This is a genomic window from Sorangium sp. So ce281 (genome assembly GCF_051527395.1).
Taxonomy (GTDB): Bacteria; Myxococcota_A; Polyangia; order Polyangiales; family Polyangiaceae; genus Sorangium; species Sorangium cellulosum_B.
In genome coordinates this window covers 406733-422006 of sequence record NZ_CP150322.1, presented here as the reverse complement: position 1 = coordinate 422006, position 15274 = coordinate 406733, and the positions used below count along the sequence as shown (strand labels likewise).

At 69.3% G+C, this 15274-nt stretch carries 10 protein-coding genes and 1 CRISPR repeat array; of the genes, 2 read left to right on the top strand and 8 right to left on the bottom strand.

Annotated features, from left to right (window positions below):
- Nucleotides 1–315 precede the first annotated feature (315 nt).
- Nucleotides 316–1344 carry a hypothetical protein gene (locus WMF27_RS01530; RefSeq protein WP_437762034.1) on the bottom strand — a complete coding sequence of 343 codons (1029 nt, stop codon included), beginning with the start codon at nucleotides 1342–1344 and terminating at the stop codon, nucleotides 316–318.
- 500 nt (nucleotides 1345–1844) lie between these two features.
- Nucleotides 1845–4086: a CRISPR direct-repeat array (repeat unit 36 nt; unit sequence GCTTCAATGGGGCCGCCGCCTTTCAGCGGCGGAGAG).
- Between the two features lie 752 nt (nucleotides 4087–4838).
- On the opposite strand from WMF27_RS01530, the gene WMF27_RS01525 reads away from it, so the two are divergent.
- On the top strand, nucleotides 4839–5666 hold the full coding sequence (locus WMF27_RS01525) for a hypothetical protein (protein WP_437762035.1): 828 nt from the start codon (nucleotides 4839–4841) through the stop codon (nucleotides 5664–5666).
- Nucleotides 5667–6059: 393 nt separating this feature from the next.
- A complete protein-coding gene (locus tag WMF27_RS01520; RefSeq protein WP_437762036.1) occupies nucleotides 6060–6332 on the top strand; it encodes a hypothetical protein in 273 nt (90 codons plus the stop codon).
- Nucleotides 6333–6437: 105 nt separating this feature from the next.
- Here the strand turns inward: WMF27_RS01520 and cmr6 are convergent, their stop codons facing one another.
- Genes cmr6 through WMF27_RS01485 form a run of 7 tightly spaced genes read right to left on the bottom strand, consistent with a single transcriptional unit; the run spans nucleotide 6438 to nucleotide 15251 of the window.
- Nucleotides 6438–7919 carry a type III-B CRISPR module RAMP protein Cmr6 gene (gene cmr6, locus WMF27_RS01515; protein WP_437943730.1) on the bottom strand — a complete coding sequence of 494 codons (1482 nt, stop codon included), beginning with the start codon at nucleotides 7917–7919 and terminating at the stop codon, nucleotides 6438–6440.
- A complete protein-coding gene (gene cmr5 / locus WMF27_RS01510) occupies nucleotides 7843–8241 on the bottom strand; it encodes a type III-B CRISPR module-associated protein Cmr5 (protein WP_437762038.1) in 399 nt (132 codons plus the stop codon). The genes cmr6 and cmr5 overlap by 77 nt, the downstream gene beginning before the upstream one ends.
- A 3-nt stretch (nucleotides 8242–8244) precedes the next feature.
- Nucleotides 8245–9156 carry a type III-B CRISPR module RAMP protein Cmr4 gene (cmr4, locus tag WMF27_RS01505; protein WP_437762039.1) on the bottom strand — a complete coding sequence of 304 codons (912 nt, stop codon included), beginning with the start codon at nucleotides 9154–9156 and terminating at the stop codon, nucleotides 8245–8247.
- Complete coding sequence (cmr1, locus tag WMF27_RS01500; protein ID WP_437762040.1) at nucleotides 9149–10339, bottom strand: type III-B CRISPR module RAMP protein Cmr1; 1191 nt, start codon at nucleotides 10337–10339, stop codon at nucleotides 9149–9151. The genes cmr4 and cmr1 overlap by 8 nt, the downstream gene beginning before the upstream one ends.
- A 56-nt stretch (nucleotides 10340–10395) precedes the next feature.
- The gene (locus WMF27_RS01495) at nucleotides 10396–11577 is read right to left on the bottom strand and encodes a type III-B CRISPR module-associated Cmr3 family protein (RefSeq protein WP_437762041.1); all 1182 of its coding nucleotides are present in this window, start codon (nucleotides 11575–11577) and stop codon (nucleotides 10396–10398) included.
- Complete coding sequence (gene cas10, locus WMF27_RS01490) at nucleotides 11574–13442, bottom strand: type III-B CRISPR-associated protein Cas10/Cmr2 (RefSeq protein ID WP_437762042.1); 1869 nt, start codon at nucleotides 13440–13442, stop codon at nucleotides 11574–11576. Before cas10 ends, WMF27_RS01495 begins: the two co-directional genes overlap by 4 nt.
- Nucleotides 13443–13496: 54 nt before the next feature.
- Nucleotides 13497–15251, bottom strand: coding sequence for a hypothetical protein (locus WMF27_RS01485; protein ID WP_437762043.1), 1755 nt, complete (start codon nucleotides 15249–15251; stop codon nucleotides 13497–13499).
- Nucleotides 15252–15274: the final 23 nt, after the last annotated feature.

The following is a 15274-nucleotide window of genomic DNA, read 5'->3' as shown; positions in this document are numbered from 1 at the left end:
GCGACGGCGTTGTCAACTGAAACGACGGCAGTCGGAATCGACGATCGGGCAGCCTATGGCAATCTCACGGCCCGACGACGGTCGCCCATCCGGTGCCCGGCATCGAGAGCTGCCGCTTCGCTCTCCCAACGGACGCATTCGAGCTCACCTACCTGATGCGGGCCGACGAAAGCGCGAGGGTGTGAAGCGGCAGCGACGCCGACCGCAGTCACGAGCTCACCCGAGAAGCCACGCGCCAGGAGAAAGAGAGCGGCGAAGATGTCGGCTGCCACCTGACGTGAGCGTCGCCACGACCCGCATTGTCGTGGCGAGCGTTCAGCCTGTTGCGGCACGACCGGCGGAACCGTCAGCGGCAGCAAGCCGAGTCACGTAAGGCGTACCCCGCACATCAAAGCGACATATCCAGGCGTGTTCTGGGTCGTATGCAACGGCGCCTCCGATAGCAACCGGTGGTGCGACCTGCAAGCTTGGCAGCGCATCAAGTATCGCCTCCCCTCCCGCACGCCATCGGAAGGACCATCGACTCAACTCGGACGACTTCTCCGGATGCTCCTCGCATTCGATAATCCGTCCGTGGGTGTGGCGAGACCAGGACAGCAGTCGCTCCGACACGTAGAGATCGCCGACGTGCGAGAGCCAGGCATGTAGACCGGACTGCGCCCTCATTCCGCTGGAAAACACTTTAACCGGCTTGATCCAATCGCTGGACAGCTGGCGCAGCAGGAGCTCGTCAAAGCGCGACATCAACAGGCCGCGCTCCGTCCGTCGCGGGAAGAATCCCGCATGATAGCGCCCAAGATTGGCCAGCAGCGGGTGCAGCGCGCCACCCGTCGCGCAAAATCGTGATATCGCGACCGGCGAGCGTCGACACCACAGTTTCCACAGCGTACCCGAGAGCGCGATCTCAAGCTCTGAACACCGCGCCATGGGCGGCGTTCGCCTCAGCGCGTCAGCGACATCGACATAAACTTTTGGCGACGGGTCAGGCCCCTGCGGCATTGCGCCGACGGCATCGGATTCAAGCGCCACCGTATACACATGTCGCCTTCGAGCAGCCCCGGAAGCGCAGATCCTGGAGAAGCTCAGCAGTCCGTCAATCGTCGGCGGCAGCGCTATGCAGATCGGCTTATTATCGTCGCGAGCAATGCTATTGTTCAGCTCCGCAGATGGCTGGACCCCCCAGTACCGGGTCCGCAGTATGCGATGGCGCTTCGGATCTGCGCTCGACGGGCCAAGAAGAAGGCAGTCATCCTCGACCACGACCGGGGACAGGACCTTTCTCAGCTCCGATTGGGCGATTCTGCCTATCGCGACATAGACGGCATCTTGAAGCGAGTAGCTCATCAGCGAAACCCGCATTGTCTACAGTTGCACTGTGGTGGATACGGCCGGTCGTCGAGGCAGGCAGCGAGGCAAGACTTGCACGGGCTGCTGCCGTGGACGTCACATCCGGGGAATCCAACGATGCACCTTCCGCCGATGTCTTCGCAGTCCTCGAACATGTCGTAGCAGTCCTTTGACGTGCATCCCGCCATCAGCGCTTCCGATGCTGCGTTGATGTCTTCCTCTCCATCCTGTTCACCATCTCTAAAATGATCCCCTGCCCCTGCTGAGCCTGTCGGTATCCCAGCACCAGCGCCTCCCGGTTCCACGGGTTCGCACTCGTAGCTCAAGTCGCATGCAGAGCTGAGCATGAGCAGGAATACGCCGCACAGAACGAGAGCGATTACCCTAACTTTCAATCGATGTTGCATCTGTTTCCTCCGAGTCCTTCCGGACGCGCCGATCCGCCTTTCTGCGGCGGAGAGGGTCGCGAGATCGATCCGGCCGTTCACCCTGCGCACGCCTCAATGGATCCACCGCCTTTCTGCGGCGGAGAGTTCACGGCAACGGCCTCCCAAGTCGTCGTTCGAGACTTGCTTCAATGGGGCCGCCGCCTTTCTGCGGCGGAGAGCATCTCGGCATGGGACGGGAGCTTTACCAAAGCGATGCTTCAATGGGGCCGCCGCCTTTCAGCGGCGGAGAGGCGCGGGCGCGACCGCAGCGGATCGTTGCGTATGCCGCTTCAATGGGGCCGCCGCCTTTCAGCGGCGGAGAGAGGGCTAGAGCGAGCGCCGCTGCGTCCGACGACTTCGCTTCAATGGGGCCGCCGCCTTTCAGCGGCGGAGAGGACATGCGCCTTGTCTCCTCAATGGGAGACCGCATGTGCTTCAATGGGGCCGCCGCCTTTCAGCGGCGGAGAGCTGCTCGTCGGCCTCATCAGCGACGAAGGCACGATGACCGAGCTTCAATGGGGCCGCCGCCTTTCAGCGGCGGAGAGGCAGACACTTCCGGGCGGCCGTAACGGTGCTCCTGGAAGCTTCAATGGGGCCGCCGCCTTTCAGCGGCGGAGAGGGGACCGCATGAAAGAAACCGTCGGCAAGGCCGTTTTGCTTCAATGGGGCCGCCGCCTTTCAGCGGCGGAGAGCCAGGAGGCCGGGCGTCAAGCGATCGTCGACTTCATCGGGCTTCAATGGGGCCGCCGCCTTTCAGCGGCGGAGAGGATGGAGCGCCGGGCCGTCTCGGCGGACGCGCGGATGCTTCAATGGGGCCGCCGCCTTTCAGCGGCGGAGAGGTCGACGCGGTGGTGGGCGAACTTCGCCATGGTGGTGCCGCTTCAATGGGGCCGCCGCCTTTCAGCGGCGGAGAGCGAGGCCTGCGCTGGCGACGGCTCCTGCGTCACGGCCGGGCTTCAATGGGGCCGCCGCCTTTCAGCGGCGGAGAGTACCGCCTCGCTGGCGCGCTCTCCCGGCCGGCAGACCTCGCTTCAATGGGGCCGCCGCCTTTCAGCGGCGGAGAGAGTCCTCCATCAGCCGAGCCACGACCGGGACCACCGCCGGCTTCAATGGGGCCGCCGCCTTTCAGCGGCGGAGAGTGCGTGGAACGCAAGCGGAGCCAACATGTTCCGCATGACGCTTCAATGGGGCCGCCGCCTTTCAGCGGCGGAGAGCGGGTTCAAGGTCGTCGTGGTGACGTCCGGTAAGCTGCTTCAATGGGGCCGCCGCCTTTCAGCGGCGGAGAGGGCGGAGGCGGAGGCGCTCTACTCCCGCGCCGTGGCCGAGCTTCAATGGGGCCGCCGCCTTTCAGCGGCGGAGAGCGTGGGCTACGACGACGACGGCTGGTGGCGCATCGCGAGGCTTCAATGGGGCCGCCGCCTTTCAGCGGCGGAGAGCTGGTCCAGACCCTGACACAGGCCAAGGGGGAGCCGCTCAGGCTTCAATGGGGCCGCCGCCTTTCAGCGGCGGAGAGACCGGGCAGATCCGACCGCTGCGCGAACACCAACTGCTTCAATGGGGCCGCCGCCTTTCAGCGGCGGAGAGGATGGAAGGACCGCACGGGCGAGACGCGGCGAAACACGCTTCAATGGGGCCGCCGCCTTTCAGCGGCGGAGAGGGATCGACTCCAGGATCAGGTGGCCAGCATTCCCGTAGCTTCAATGGGGCCGCCGCCTTTCAGCGGCGGAGAGGACTCACCGCACCTTAGCCGATCGTGGATCGGCGTGCTTCAATGGGGCCGCCGCCTTTCAGCGGCGGAGAGTACTATTTGCGCGGGCACGTTGCCCGGAAAGGACCGGCTTCAATGGGGCCGCCGCCTTTCAGCGGCGGAGAGCATCGCCGCCGGGAACACGTCGGGGGCACCGGCGAAGCTTCAATGGGGCCGCCGCCTTTCAGCGGCGGAGAGCACCGGATGGTCCCGAATATCTCTTCGCTGTCTCGACTGCTTCAATGGGGCCGCCGCCTTTCAGCGGCGGAGAGCCGGGCATGCGAGCAGGCTCACGCCAAGTACTGCGCGCTTCAATGGGGCCGCCGCCTTTCAGCGGCGGAGAGGTCACCTCTGGCGCGCAGCGCTAGAGAGCGCGGGCCTCGCTTCAATGGGGCCGCCGCCTTTCAGCGGCGGAGAGTGAGCGAATCCGTGTCGAGCGTAGGCAACCAGAAGGCTGCTTCAATGGGGCCGCCGCCTTTCAGCGGCGGAGAGCTATCTGGAAGGTGTGCGCAACTTCAACACCGCCAAGCTTCAATGGGGCCGCCGCCTTTCAGCGGCGGAGAGAGGCCTCCCAGACCTACCTGACATTTCGCGTACTTGCAACCCGGTCTGCGAGAGGTTCCCGTTCCACCCCCCGCTCCGGCCGCCGGAGACCCCTCCGCAAGCCCCCGGCCGCCTCGAAATCCATCGTCTTTTCAAACACCTGGCGGCCTTGCGAGCGCCCCCCGGGTTTTTCGCGTCACTCCACCGCTCGCGACCGCGGCTCCCGCCCTCTTCTACCACACCCACGCCCCCGCTCGCCCAGCCCTTCCGTTCCGCCCGGCTGCTCTGCCGCTCCATCCCCCACCTCCGCCGCTCGCCGCCCCGCCTCCAGCGCCGTCGCCCCCGGCTCGCCCGACTCATCCCCCGCGTGGCACCACGTCATCCCCGCGTCCCCCGACTCGCCCCCCACCTCGCCCGACTCATCCCCCGGCTCGCCGGCCTCGCCCCCCGCGGGGCGCTCGCCTTCCGCGCTGGGGATGCGGCCCGCCGACCTGGGGCTCGCGCCCGCCGACCCGGGGCTCGCGCGCGCCGACCTGGGGCCCGCACCCGCCGATCCGGGGCCCACGCCCGCCGACCCCGGCGCCCCGCCCTCCGGCACCGGACTCCCGCTCCCCGACCGCAGGCGCCCTTCCCCAGCACCCCGCCGCGACCCTCCCGCCCGCAGTCCTCACCATTCGCCACGCCCCGCGAACGCGCAGAGCACGTTCCGGACGCACTCCACCCATCGACAGCCATCCATCCACTCGTTAACTCCCTACGCCGGGAGGTGAACCATGGCCAAGCTCACGATAGGTCAGAAGGCCGAGCGAGTGCTCCTGTTGCTCCTCGGGCTCCGCAAGAACAAGGTCGCCGCGGCGCTCGTCGCCCACGGCTTCTCCGATGACGATCTCGCCGAGGGATGGCGCCTGCTCCAGCGCGTCACCCGCACCCGCCTCGGCTTCGTCGCCACCGCCGCCGCCGCCGACATCGGCTTGATCAACGAGATCGACGCCTGGGAAAACAAGTGGTTCCCCATCGCGTCCGCCACCCTCAAGCGCCACACCCCGCAGGCGTACGCCTTCGTCTTCCGCAACCTCGCCCAGACCGAGGGCGCCGCCGTCCTCGTCTCCGTCGGCACCTTCGTCGAACGCTGGGAGAAACTCGCCAGGTCCAAGGAAAAGGGCGGCCCCGACGCCCAGGGCGACGACGCCCGCAAGATCCTCACCAAGCGCGGCCTCACCAAGGCCGTCGTCGACGAGGCAAAGGAGCTCCTCGCCCGCGCAGGCAAGCTCGAGTCCACCGCCGAGGTCCCGCCCGCCGCCACCACGGACGAGGACTTCGACACGGCCGAACAGGAGCTCTGGGACTGGTACCTGGAGTGGAGCACCATCGTCCAGACCGCCATCAAGGACCGAAGGCTCCTCCGCGAGCTCGGCTTCCGCCGCTCCAGCTCCTCCAGGGCCGCCCCCGCCAGCGAGGACGCCGACGAGGAGTCCGACGACGACAGCGACACCGACGCCGACACGACACAGGCCGAGCCCGGCGCGTTCCTCACCGGCGCCCCCGTCGCGAAGGCCAAGACCGGCGCCCCCGCCGCGAACGGCAAGCGCAAGGGGCGCTGAGCGGCGCGGCGCGGGCACACCGCGCACACGCCCTCTCCCGCGCCTCGTACTCACGCCCCCTCCATCCATCGACGCGCGTGCCCCGGACGCCGCAGCAGACGCGCAGCGCCGCGCTCACAACGCTATTGCGACACGACATCGATGCGGCAGACGTAATACTGCCGCTCCTGCTCCTCCCCATACGCGGCGCCCCTCTCGCTCGCTTCGCAAAAACAGCACGATGAGCGCCGCGATCGGCTTGCCGAGACGCCCGACAAATCCCATCCTCGCCACCGCACCGATGCGCGGCACGTTCGGTGCCTTCGGCAAGAACACTGTGCGCGATTGCACTCCGAGTGCTCCGGTCGCGAGCGCTCGGCGCGGGCGCCGCAAGGCGGAGAACAGAAGGAAAACATGACGGAAGCGCAGCAGTGGTTCGAGCAGCTCAAGCAATCGATCCGGGATGGGGTCCGCCAGGAGATGCTCCAGGAAAGCATCAGGGAGGGGCAACTCCAGGAGCTGGCGAGGCAGTTCGAGAAGACGCTCGGCCGGCCGCTAGCCGACGCGGAGCGCTCCGTGCTGGCCTCGCGGTTCGACCGCCTCGGCCTGGATCGCCTCGACGATGTCCGGCTGGAGCGCTCCGCAGAAGCGCTCACCGCCTGGCTCGCGGACCCGGCGGCGAGCTGAAGACCGACGGGCCGGGGCCCGCCTCGCGGGCCCGCGACGCCTCGACGTCCGTCGCGGGTGCACCCGCCCCGCAGCGCGCCTCGCTCCCGCCGCCGGGCCGAGCGCTCAATCCCCCCGGATCGGCCGGCGGATGCCGACGATCTTCCTGCCGTCGCGCTCCCCCTCGACCTCGACCGGCGCGCCCGGCGCCGCCGCGCACAGCGCCTCTTCGAGGTCTCTCTCCTCGATCTTCACGTCCTTCCGGTTGCGCTCCTCCGGCTTTCGCCCGGCTGCGCCGACGAAGTGCAGCGTCGATCGGTTCTTCTGGTCGCGAGCGATCCAGGCGAGCCCTCTCTCCCACGCCCCTGCCCGCCGCGGCGCAGGGGCCGCCCCCACCGAGACCATTGGCTTCTGCGAGGGCTCGATGGGTCTCATCTGAAACCGTTCCGCAAACTCCACCTGCTCGGGGCTCGCGTCGCGCTTCAACCAGTCGCGCCAGCACTCCCTTTCCTTCTCATAAAGCGCCCGCAACGCTCCCCTCACGTCGTCGTGGAGCGATTCCTCCGCCGAGATCTGCTGGATCTCCTCGAACACCTGCCGCGCAGTCGACTTGCCCCTGAACGCCGCGACCAGATCGCCCAGCCGGCGGCGCCTCGCGCCGACCCGCCTTCTCTCCTCCTCGCGCCGCTCGCGCTCGGCCGCCTCTCGCTCCTCTCTCTCGCGCTGCCGCGGTGATTTCTCGAGGCGCATGCGCCCGTAGCCCGCCGCCGTCTTCGCGCCGATCCCATCGTGCTTCAACCCCACGTCGAGCCACTCGAACGCTGCCTCGACCCACTCCTCGGGCCCGGTCAACGCGATCAGGAACGCCCCCTTCGCCGTCAAGAACGCCACGGGGTTCGGCTCGTCGTGATCGGCAGGCGGGCTCGCGCCGTCCCCATAATAGCCCCTGTGGTGTACGGTCATCGTATCCAGATCGAGCGGCAGCTGGTCCCCTCTGGGACACCACCATGCGTCGTGGAACACGACACAACCGCTCTCGTCCGTATCGCCGAACAGCGAGCGATGGTCTTCGCCTTGAGGCGTCTCCTTCCTGGCGTCCGCCTTCTGCCAGGCGGCCACACCAGCTGCGTGAGCCGCGGCGCTGGCCAGGCCCTTGAGCGCGCTGCCGGGGAGGTACGGCACGCCCCACGTGTGGAGCAGCGCGATGTTCGTCTCCCGCGCCGCGGCCGCGCCGAGGTTCACAACGAGCCGGCCCTCCGCCGTCGCGTGCCGCACCTGCGTCACCCCGCGCTCGACGTTCCCGGCGAGCTGCTCGAGCAGCGCCCTCCGCCGCGCAAACGCGCGCGGATAGCCCTCAGGCACCTTGATCGACTCCGCCGCTTCCAGCAAAGCGCGGAGCGCCTCCTTGTCCGCCGCCTCTTGGCCAGCCCGATCGTCCAGCACCTCGGGCCAGACGAGCATCTTGTCCAGCAAGAGCCCCGCGTGCTGCACGTGGAGACGCCGGATCTTCTTCAAGTCACGCCGGCGTCCATCAATCGCGGTCATCGTCCTGCTCCCCCGCCTCGATGCCGAGCTCGCCCTGCACGAGCCGCCGGTACCAGTCCACACAGGCGAGCGCCTCGCGCGTCAGCACGAGGTACTTCGGCAGCGGCGCCCCGCGAACGAGCTCCAACAGCGCCTCGCCGCTCGTGATTCGTGCGTCGATGCGCCCGAGCTGTGCCGCGAGATGGTCGAGAACGCGCTTCTGTTCAACCGCCTTGCGCGACGACACGAAGTGCAGCGCCTGGCTCAGCCCCGCCGAGCGCATCAGCGCCGGCAGCCGGTGGACCATACCACCGTACTTCTTGCGAAGCTTCTCGTCCGGCCATTGCTTGACCTCGGTGACGTGCTTGTGAGCGAGGAGCGCGCGCTGTTGATCCAAAGACGGCATGCCTCACCCCACGATCGTCATGCGGCAGAGCCCTCGCCCCACCGTCGCCTTGCCGCCGAGCTGCACCACACCGCCTGCTGCGAGGCCCTGCACATAGCCGAGCAGCGCCTTGGCTTCGTACCGGTCCGGGCCCCCGTCGCGCAGGGGTTTCGGCTGCTTCACCGGCGTGGCCAGCACGAGCCCCGCGAGGATCGTCTCGACCGGCAGCGCCTCCTCGGTCCACAACGCGCCCTTCACGACCGTCTTCTTGTCCGCGTCGAGGCGGACTCGCGTCGTGATCTCGAGGCACGTCTCCAGGAGGAGCGCCATGACGTCATCGTGCACCACGCACACGCGCGCGGCGAAATGGCCTCGTTCGTCCGCGGCATCATCGCCTGCCCCCCAGAGCACCTTCGCTAGCACCCCGGCGAAGCGCTCGAGCTCCTTGCTGGCGGCGGACTCGAGATCGTAGTCCTCGAGCACGACCTTGTCCCCGAGATCGGCGATCCGGAGCGCGCCGCCCGTCACGATCGCCTTGCCCTCGTCCGGCTTGAGCGCGGGAGGCGAAAGCTCGCTGCACCCCGCCTCCCGCACATCCCGACCGAAGCGCCGCAGGATGTAGGGCGACGTCACCCAGGCGAACGTCCCGCGCGCGCTCCGCACCGGCAGGAACAGCAGCGTCGCGTCCGCGAGCTGCACGCTGCCCGCGTGCTCGCCGGCGTTCGCGGTGTCAGGCCCGAACACCGCCCTGTGCAGCCCCTCGTCCGTGTTCGGACCGCTGCGGAGCACGCCTTTCAGCGTCGAGCCCGGAATGAGCGGAATGCCGGTCGGCTTCTCGCGCGCGATGGGCAGATCGATGCCGCCGACCGACTGCCCCGTGCCGCAGTGGACCGGCGAGAGCGCCTTGATCAACAGGAGCTTGATGGATTCACTCATTGAAGAACTCCAGGAATCGGTCGAGAGGGTCAACGGCCTTGGCACCCATCGGGGACGTCTTGCGGGCACCGTCGAAGGACAGCCCGCGTTTCACCTGCCAGCGGTCACGCTCTCGCTTTCCGCGTAGCTCGATCTCGTCCGGGACACGCGGTTCGAGCAGGAGGGCGATCGCTTCAATTCCCTCGGACCCCCGGTGCGGCCGGAGGACGAGCGGCGAGCCCCATCGGTTGTAGCCGCGTGGGACCAGCATCGTTTGCGCTGGCTCGCCGCCCTTCTCGTCCTTGAAATGAAAGATGATGGGCAAGCCGAACGCGGCCCGCGGAAACGCGTTCACTGGATGCTCGGGCTTGTGATTCGAATGAGCGCGACCGGTCAGCCGGCGAATCTCGTCAGGCTCAGGCCAGAAGGAGCGCCCCGCCCTCTTGGTCCCCCCGTTCTTGCGACCCACGGTGCCCTGCCGCAGCTCGCGCAGCTTGCCGAGCAGGAACTTCTGGGCTGCCAGGCCGCTCTGCCAGCCTGCCTCGCGCCGGACGACGAGCCTTCGCGCGGCTTCCGGCCATGAGGGCAGGTGCGGCCACGCCACCTTGAGCCCGCGAACGTGGGACGCCCACTCTGCGTCGAGCGAGGTCTGCGGTGGGAAGCCAGGCCGAACCTCCACGACAGCGCCGAATCCACGCCTCGTGCGTCCACCCAACCCGCCGAGGTGGGCGAACGCCCAGAGCGCCGCCGCCATGTCGCTTTGGACGTCGCTGGGATAGCGGAGGCGCACCTGCCAGGGACCCGAGTACGAGTGCAGCACACCGTGTGCATCTCCTGCTCCGGATCTGGCGTCCGCACGCAATGGGAAAGCCCCATACGCGATCTCTTCCATCCCCCGCACCGCATCGAATTTGCCGGCCAGCACCTCCATCGGTGCATAGGTCGCGGGCTGCGCGACGACCTCCACCGAAAGCCGGCTCGGCTCGGCCGTCGAGCCGAACACCGCGTCCTCCTTGGCGCGCAGCTCCTCGGGCGTCCGGCAACCGCGTGGATTGCACGCCCTCCACCAGAACCGGAGCTGGCCGCGGATCGACGCCGCGCGGACCGGCGTCACCGGGTCGGCGCGCTTGTGCTGCCCATCCACCTTCACGCCGCCCCCGAAGACCGGTGTGAGGAACTCGTAGGTGCGCACCTCGTCGATCATCCCGGGCGTCGTTCGCTCCGTCGGCACCGCTGACGGTGATCGTCCTGGCCCTCTCCTCATGCCGCGCCTCCCTCCTCCACCACGTTGCCGATCGCCGCGACCCCGAACCCGTCGCGGCGGTCCTCCTCCGCGTCGCTCGTCGCCTGCGCCCAGGCCCGCTGCACCCACGCACGCCGCGCTGCGGGAGGCCCCGAGAGATCCAGCCAGTACACGCTCCCCGCCGGCGCCGCGCGCCGCGTCCGCTTGGGTTGCTGCTTCGCGAAATCCCACCCGGAGAAGACGAGCGGCCGCCCCACGCACGCCGCGACGAGCCGCACATGCGTCACGCCCTCGGCCGGCCCGAGCGGCGTTCCCGGCGACATGCGAGGACGCCAGCCTTCCTCGAAGACGGCAGGCGTGAGGAGCACCACCCGGATCCGACACCGGGTGCCTTCCAGGCTCGCTCCCTTCAGCACGGCGTCGGGGACTCCTGGCAAGGCGCGATTCGCCCTGGCCCAGCGCACCAGCCGGCGCTTCGCCCCCATCGGCGCCAGCCCCTCACGCAACGAGCCCACCTTCGCTGCCGCCGCGTCATCCACCTCGACGGCGAGCGCGAGCGGCGCCCGCGTCCCCGGGTGCACGAAGCGCAGCCCCTCGGTCTCGAACAGCATCCCCTCCTCGGCCGTCGCGTGCTCACCCACCTGGACGTGCAGCCGACTCTCGCGCGGCAGCGCGTCGATGGCGTCGTGAAGGGTGCTGTCCGCCTCCTCGCCCGCGCGCCGCCCCGGCCGGACGAGCCACCGGGCGAAGGCATCCCAGCGGAGGAACGCCGGCGGATCTTTGGCCTTCTCCTTCTCCTCGTGCGCACGGCCATACGCCCAGACGGGGAGGAGATCACCGGGCATCCCCTCGTCCACCAGGCCCGACGCGGCGAACGGTGCGGGCGAGAGCGCGGTGATCGTCCGGCGCTCCTCGCCCGCGACGACCACGAGGTCCGCGGGGCTCGGCGCATAGAACGTCCCCGCGTCGGGCTCGACCAGCCACGGACCGCGCACGGCCACCGCACGGAGCGCCGCGAGCTCGTCCGCGCTCGTCCGCGCAAACACGCCATCGGCCCCGAGCCCCAGCCGCGTCCGCACCGCGCCCGCCACCGTCGAAGGAAGCGGGAACGCGCGCGCCGCGCTCTCGCTGCGCCCCTGGTTCGGCCGCCCGTCGCGCACCACCAGCGGGTCGCGCGGCTCGATCGTCCACACGCTCATCCCTTCGCCTCCTTCGCCGCCTGCGCGAAGACCCGCGCCACCGCCACCTCGCGGCCCAGCGTGGGGCCGTCGAGCTCCCGCTCCTCGATCCTGCGCCCGAGCTCTTCCAGGACCGCGCGGTCGATGTCCTTGCGCCCGAGGATCCGCCGCGCCTCCGCGCGCTGCACGGCGCGCGCCTCGTCCAGCGCGTCGCCGCGGAGCCCCGCGGCCAGCCGCTCCAGCGCCGCGAGCTCCTCGATCATGGTGCCTGGCAGCGCATCTTTGACTTGCAGGTCGACGGCGCGCTGCAGCCGCGGCGCCAGCACGTCCCAGCGATCACACACCGTCAAGGGCGCTCCAGAGCGCTTGTGGACCGCGATCGCGAGCGCGTTCTTCTTGTCGGTCGGGCTGGCGCGCCTCGCCTTGGCGCGCGCCTCCGCCTCGCGCGCCGCGACGAGCCCCTCCTCGAGCGGGCTCCACGCGTGGACCACCGCAAGCCCGGCCGACAAGGAGGGGGCGCGCTCGGACGTGGCCCAGCATGCGAGCTCCTCCCGGAACGCCTGCGCCAGGCGCACCGCCGTGGTCAGGGCCGTGTGCAGCGGCAAGAGCGCCAGCACGTCGTCGCCGCCGGCGTAGAGGAGCGCGCCCTCGCCCTCTTGCACGATCGCGGGTACCCGCTCCCGCGCGAAGCGCGCGAGCGTCGTCGAAAGCCTTCGCTGCTCGCCGGGCGTCTCGAGGTTCGCGATGAGATCACCCATCGAGTCGCCGTCCGCGACGAGGATGCCATAGTAAGCGCTGGGCTCGCCGCGTCCGGTGGCCTTCAGCAGCGCGCAGCGCCTCTCCTCCACAACGCGCCTCGTCGCCTCGCTCGCGCCACCATCGTCGAGCGCCTCGCGCACGCGGCCCGGGTACAGCACGCCACCGTCGATCTTGCCCAGCAAGGCGGAGCGGAGCAGCGGCGGAGCGTCCTGGAACTCGCCGAGCACCCCGGCCTCCTCCAGCGCCGCACGGTAGTCGCGCCATGCCCGGCGGACGGCCTCATGGCGTATCTGGTCGCGATCGAGCCCGCGCAGAAAGGGCAGGGTCGAGAGGTGGTTGGTGCTGGGGATGCGCTCGGCCTCGTCGATCACGCGCCGCCCGAAGCGCTTCAGCAGACCCACGCCGCAGAGCCGCTCGCTGCCGTGCACGTCGTAGAAGCGGCGCCGCTCCTCGGAGGCGAGTGCGGCAGGGCGCGCTCGGCCGGTGACCGGCTTCTCGTAGATGCGCTCGTCCAGCACCGCATCGCGAAGACCGTCGAGCGAGGACTTCGGCACGCCGTCCCTGGCCCATGAGGGCTGATGGAACGTGCGCGTCCGCTTGCGCGCCGCGAGCATGCGCTCGGCCTCGGCGCGGGCAGCGGGGAACCCGCCACCGAGCGGCACGGCGACCCAGCTCGTCTCGAACAGCTCCGCGACCTGGGCGCGCGCGGCGCGCTCGTGGAAGTTCTCCAGGCGCCCCGGGTCGTCCCGCCCTGTTCGGTCGTCTCGACCCACCCGCCCGAAGATCTCGGCGGTCCATCGATCGCGCGCCTGCTCGAACGCGCGGACACCCGAGCGCGCCAGCTCGACCGGATCCCGGTCCGCGGACACGAGCGCGAGCACCTTGTTGGCCACCGTGAGACTCGACGCGGGCGCGAGCTCCTCGACCGACGCTGGCGCAGGGAACAGCAGGGCCTCGTGGCCACCGGTTCCGATGGCCTCGGCGATGCCACGCGCCACGGCCTTGCTGAGCGCGGCGATCCACCAGGAGCAAAACCACAGGTCGTGACAGCGCCGCGCCCGGGAAATGAACTCTTGCAGGCTCTCGTGCGCGGGCGCCAGAGAAACGACGAGCAGATGCTCAGGCATCGGATCTCCCTTCTGCGTGCTTCATGGTTGCGCGCCGCTCGCGCCAACGACGTCTCACGTACTCCATGGAGCGAGCTTGCCCCTGTACTCGTCAACCAGAAACACCATGGCCTGCTGAATCGGGTCACGCGCATAGCTCTTCACGGCGTCGACGAGAGCGCCGGGTTCGAATCCTGGACGCCGGGCTTGCCTGACCAGGTGCCCGCCGATGGCGCAAAATAGCTCGGTATCGGGCAGCGCTCGCTTGACGACCTTCTCGTAGCGCTCGGTATCGAGCTGACCTGCCAGCGGTGCGAGCTCGACGGTCAGCGGCGGACGTAGCATCTCATCGACGTGCGCCGGCTCCCGGATCGTCGCCGCGCGCGCGAGCTGAAGATGCCACATGAGGTATCGACGGAGGCGGCGCTCGTCAAGCCGGGCCATCTTTATCGCACCCTGTGCCATGATGTCGAACGCCGAGATGCCGTGGAGCACCCACTCCAGCCAGCGCTCGAGACGAGCGCGCACCTCGTCGCGAGCCGCGTCGCCGCCCCTGTCGAGCTCCATCTTCATCAGCGCCCGCACCGCGAACGCGTCCGCCGCATAGTCGACCTGCTCGAGCACGAAGCCGGCGCCACCGACGGCGGAGTAGTTCGTGCTCCGGAGAGCCTGCCAGTCGTGGAGGAGCTCGTGCATGATGAGCAGCTTCGCGAAGCCTTGCTGCTGAGGCACGGTGCTCCTGCGGAGCGCTTCGGCGATCCCCTCGCCCAGCGCATAGTGCCCCTCGATCACGCGCAGCCTGAACGCGCCGCCATTCTTCGCATCCGTCGATCGCTCCAGGCGGACGAGGCGGTCGATGAACTTCTTACGATCGTTCGCCGACAGCACGTCGGCGGGCAGGTGCTCGGCTCTCATGTGTCGCTTCAGCTCGTCGATCGCTGCGACCATCGCGTCGAGCACGTCCCGGCGCGCGTTCACGTCCTCCGCGCCGCGCGGGATCTCGGGCTCGGTCCTCGGGTTGAACGGGAGCGAGTAGACCCGCTCGTAGCGCGGAGCGCGGTACTCGGTGAGCCAGATGTCCGTGCCGACCCCGACCACCGTCGGGTTGATGGCGCGCCCGACCGCGAAGGCGACCTGCGCCGGGCCACCGACGAAGAGCGAGAGGCCCGAGCGGTCCGGGTAGCGCGTGGGAGCTTGCGAGAAGAACTGCGCGAGCTGCAGGACGAGCGCCGGCGCGTCCTCCGGCGTGAGGCGAAGCTGGGTCGAAGAGCGGAGCTTGACGACGCCGGCCACGTGGTCGCCCTCCTCCTTGATGAAGTCGCGGAAGACGTCCGTGCACGTGTCCCTGCCGGCGGTGTCGACGTAGATGCCGACGCGCCCCGAGCTCGGCACCTCCTCGGCGGGCAAGCCGACCAAGAGGTCGAGCAGGGGTGGCCGCTCGCCGGCTACCGCCTCCATGGGGAAGTGCTCCCAAGGGCCCCCGCCGGGTGGCTGGTTGAGCACCACCTGCCTGCCACCGAACTTGGAGAGCAGGTAGCCCAGGTGGACGAAGACGGCGAGCGGGCCACGGCCGCCGATGAACAGCACGGCGGACTTGTCCGCGCGGATCGCCTGGACCTCCGCCACGAGCTTCTCGACGGCGCGCCCGATGGCCGGCCAGTCGATCGGCGAGGCGTCAGGGGGAGGCGCGAGCCGGGGAGCGCCAAACTTCGTCAGGAGAAGCGTGCGGCGGTCCTCGCGCTCGTGCGGGAGCGTGTCGCAGAGCTCGGCGACGGAGACAACAGGATAGAGGTCGACTGCGATCAGGATCTGGAGTTCGTTGTTCGCCATGGTAGCTCGCTCCTCACCAACTG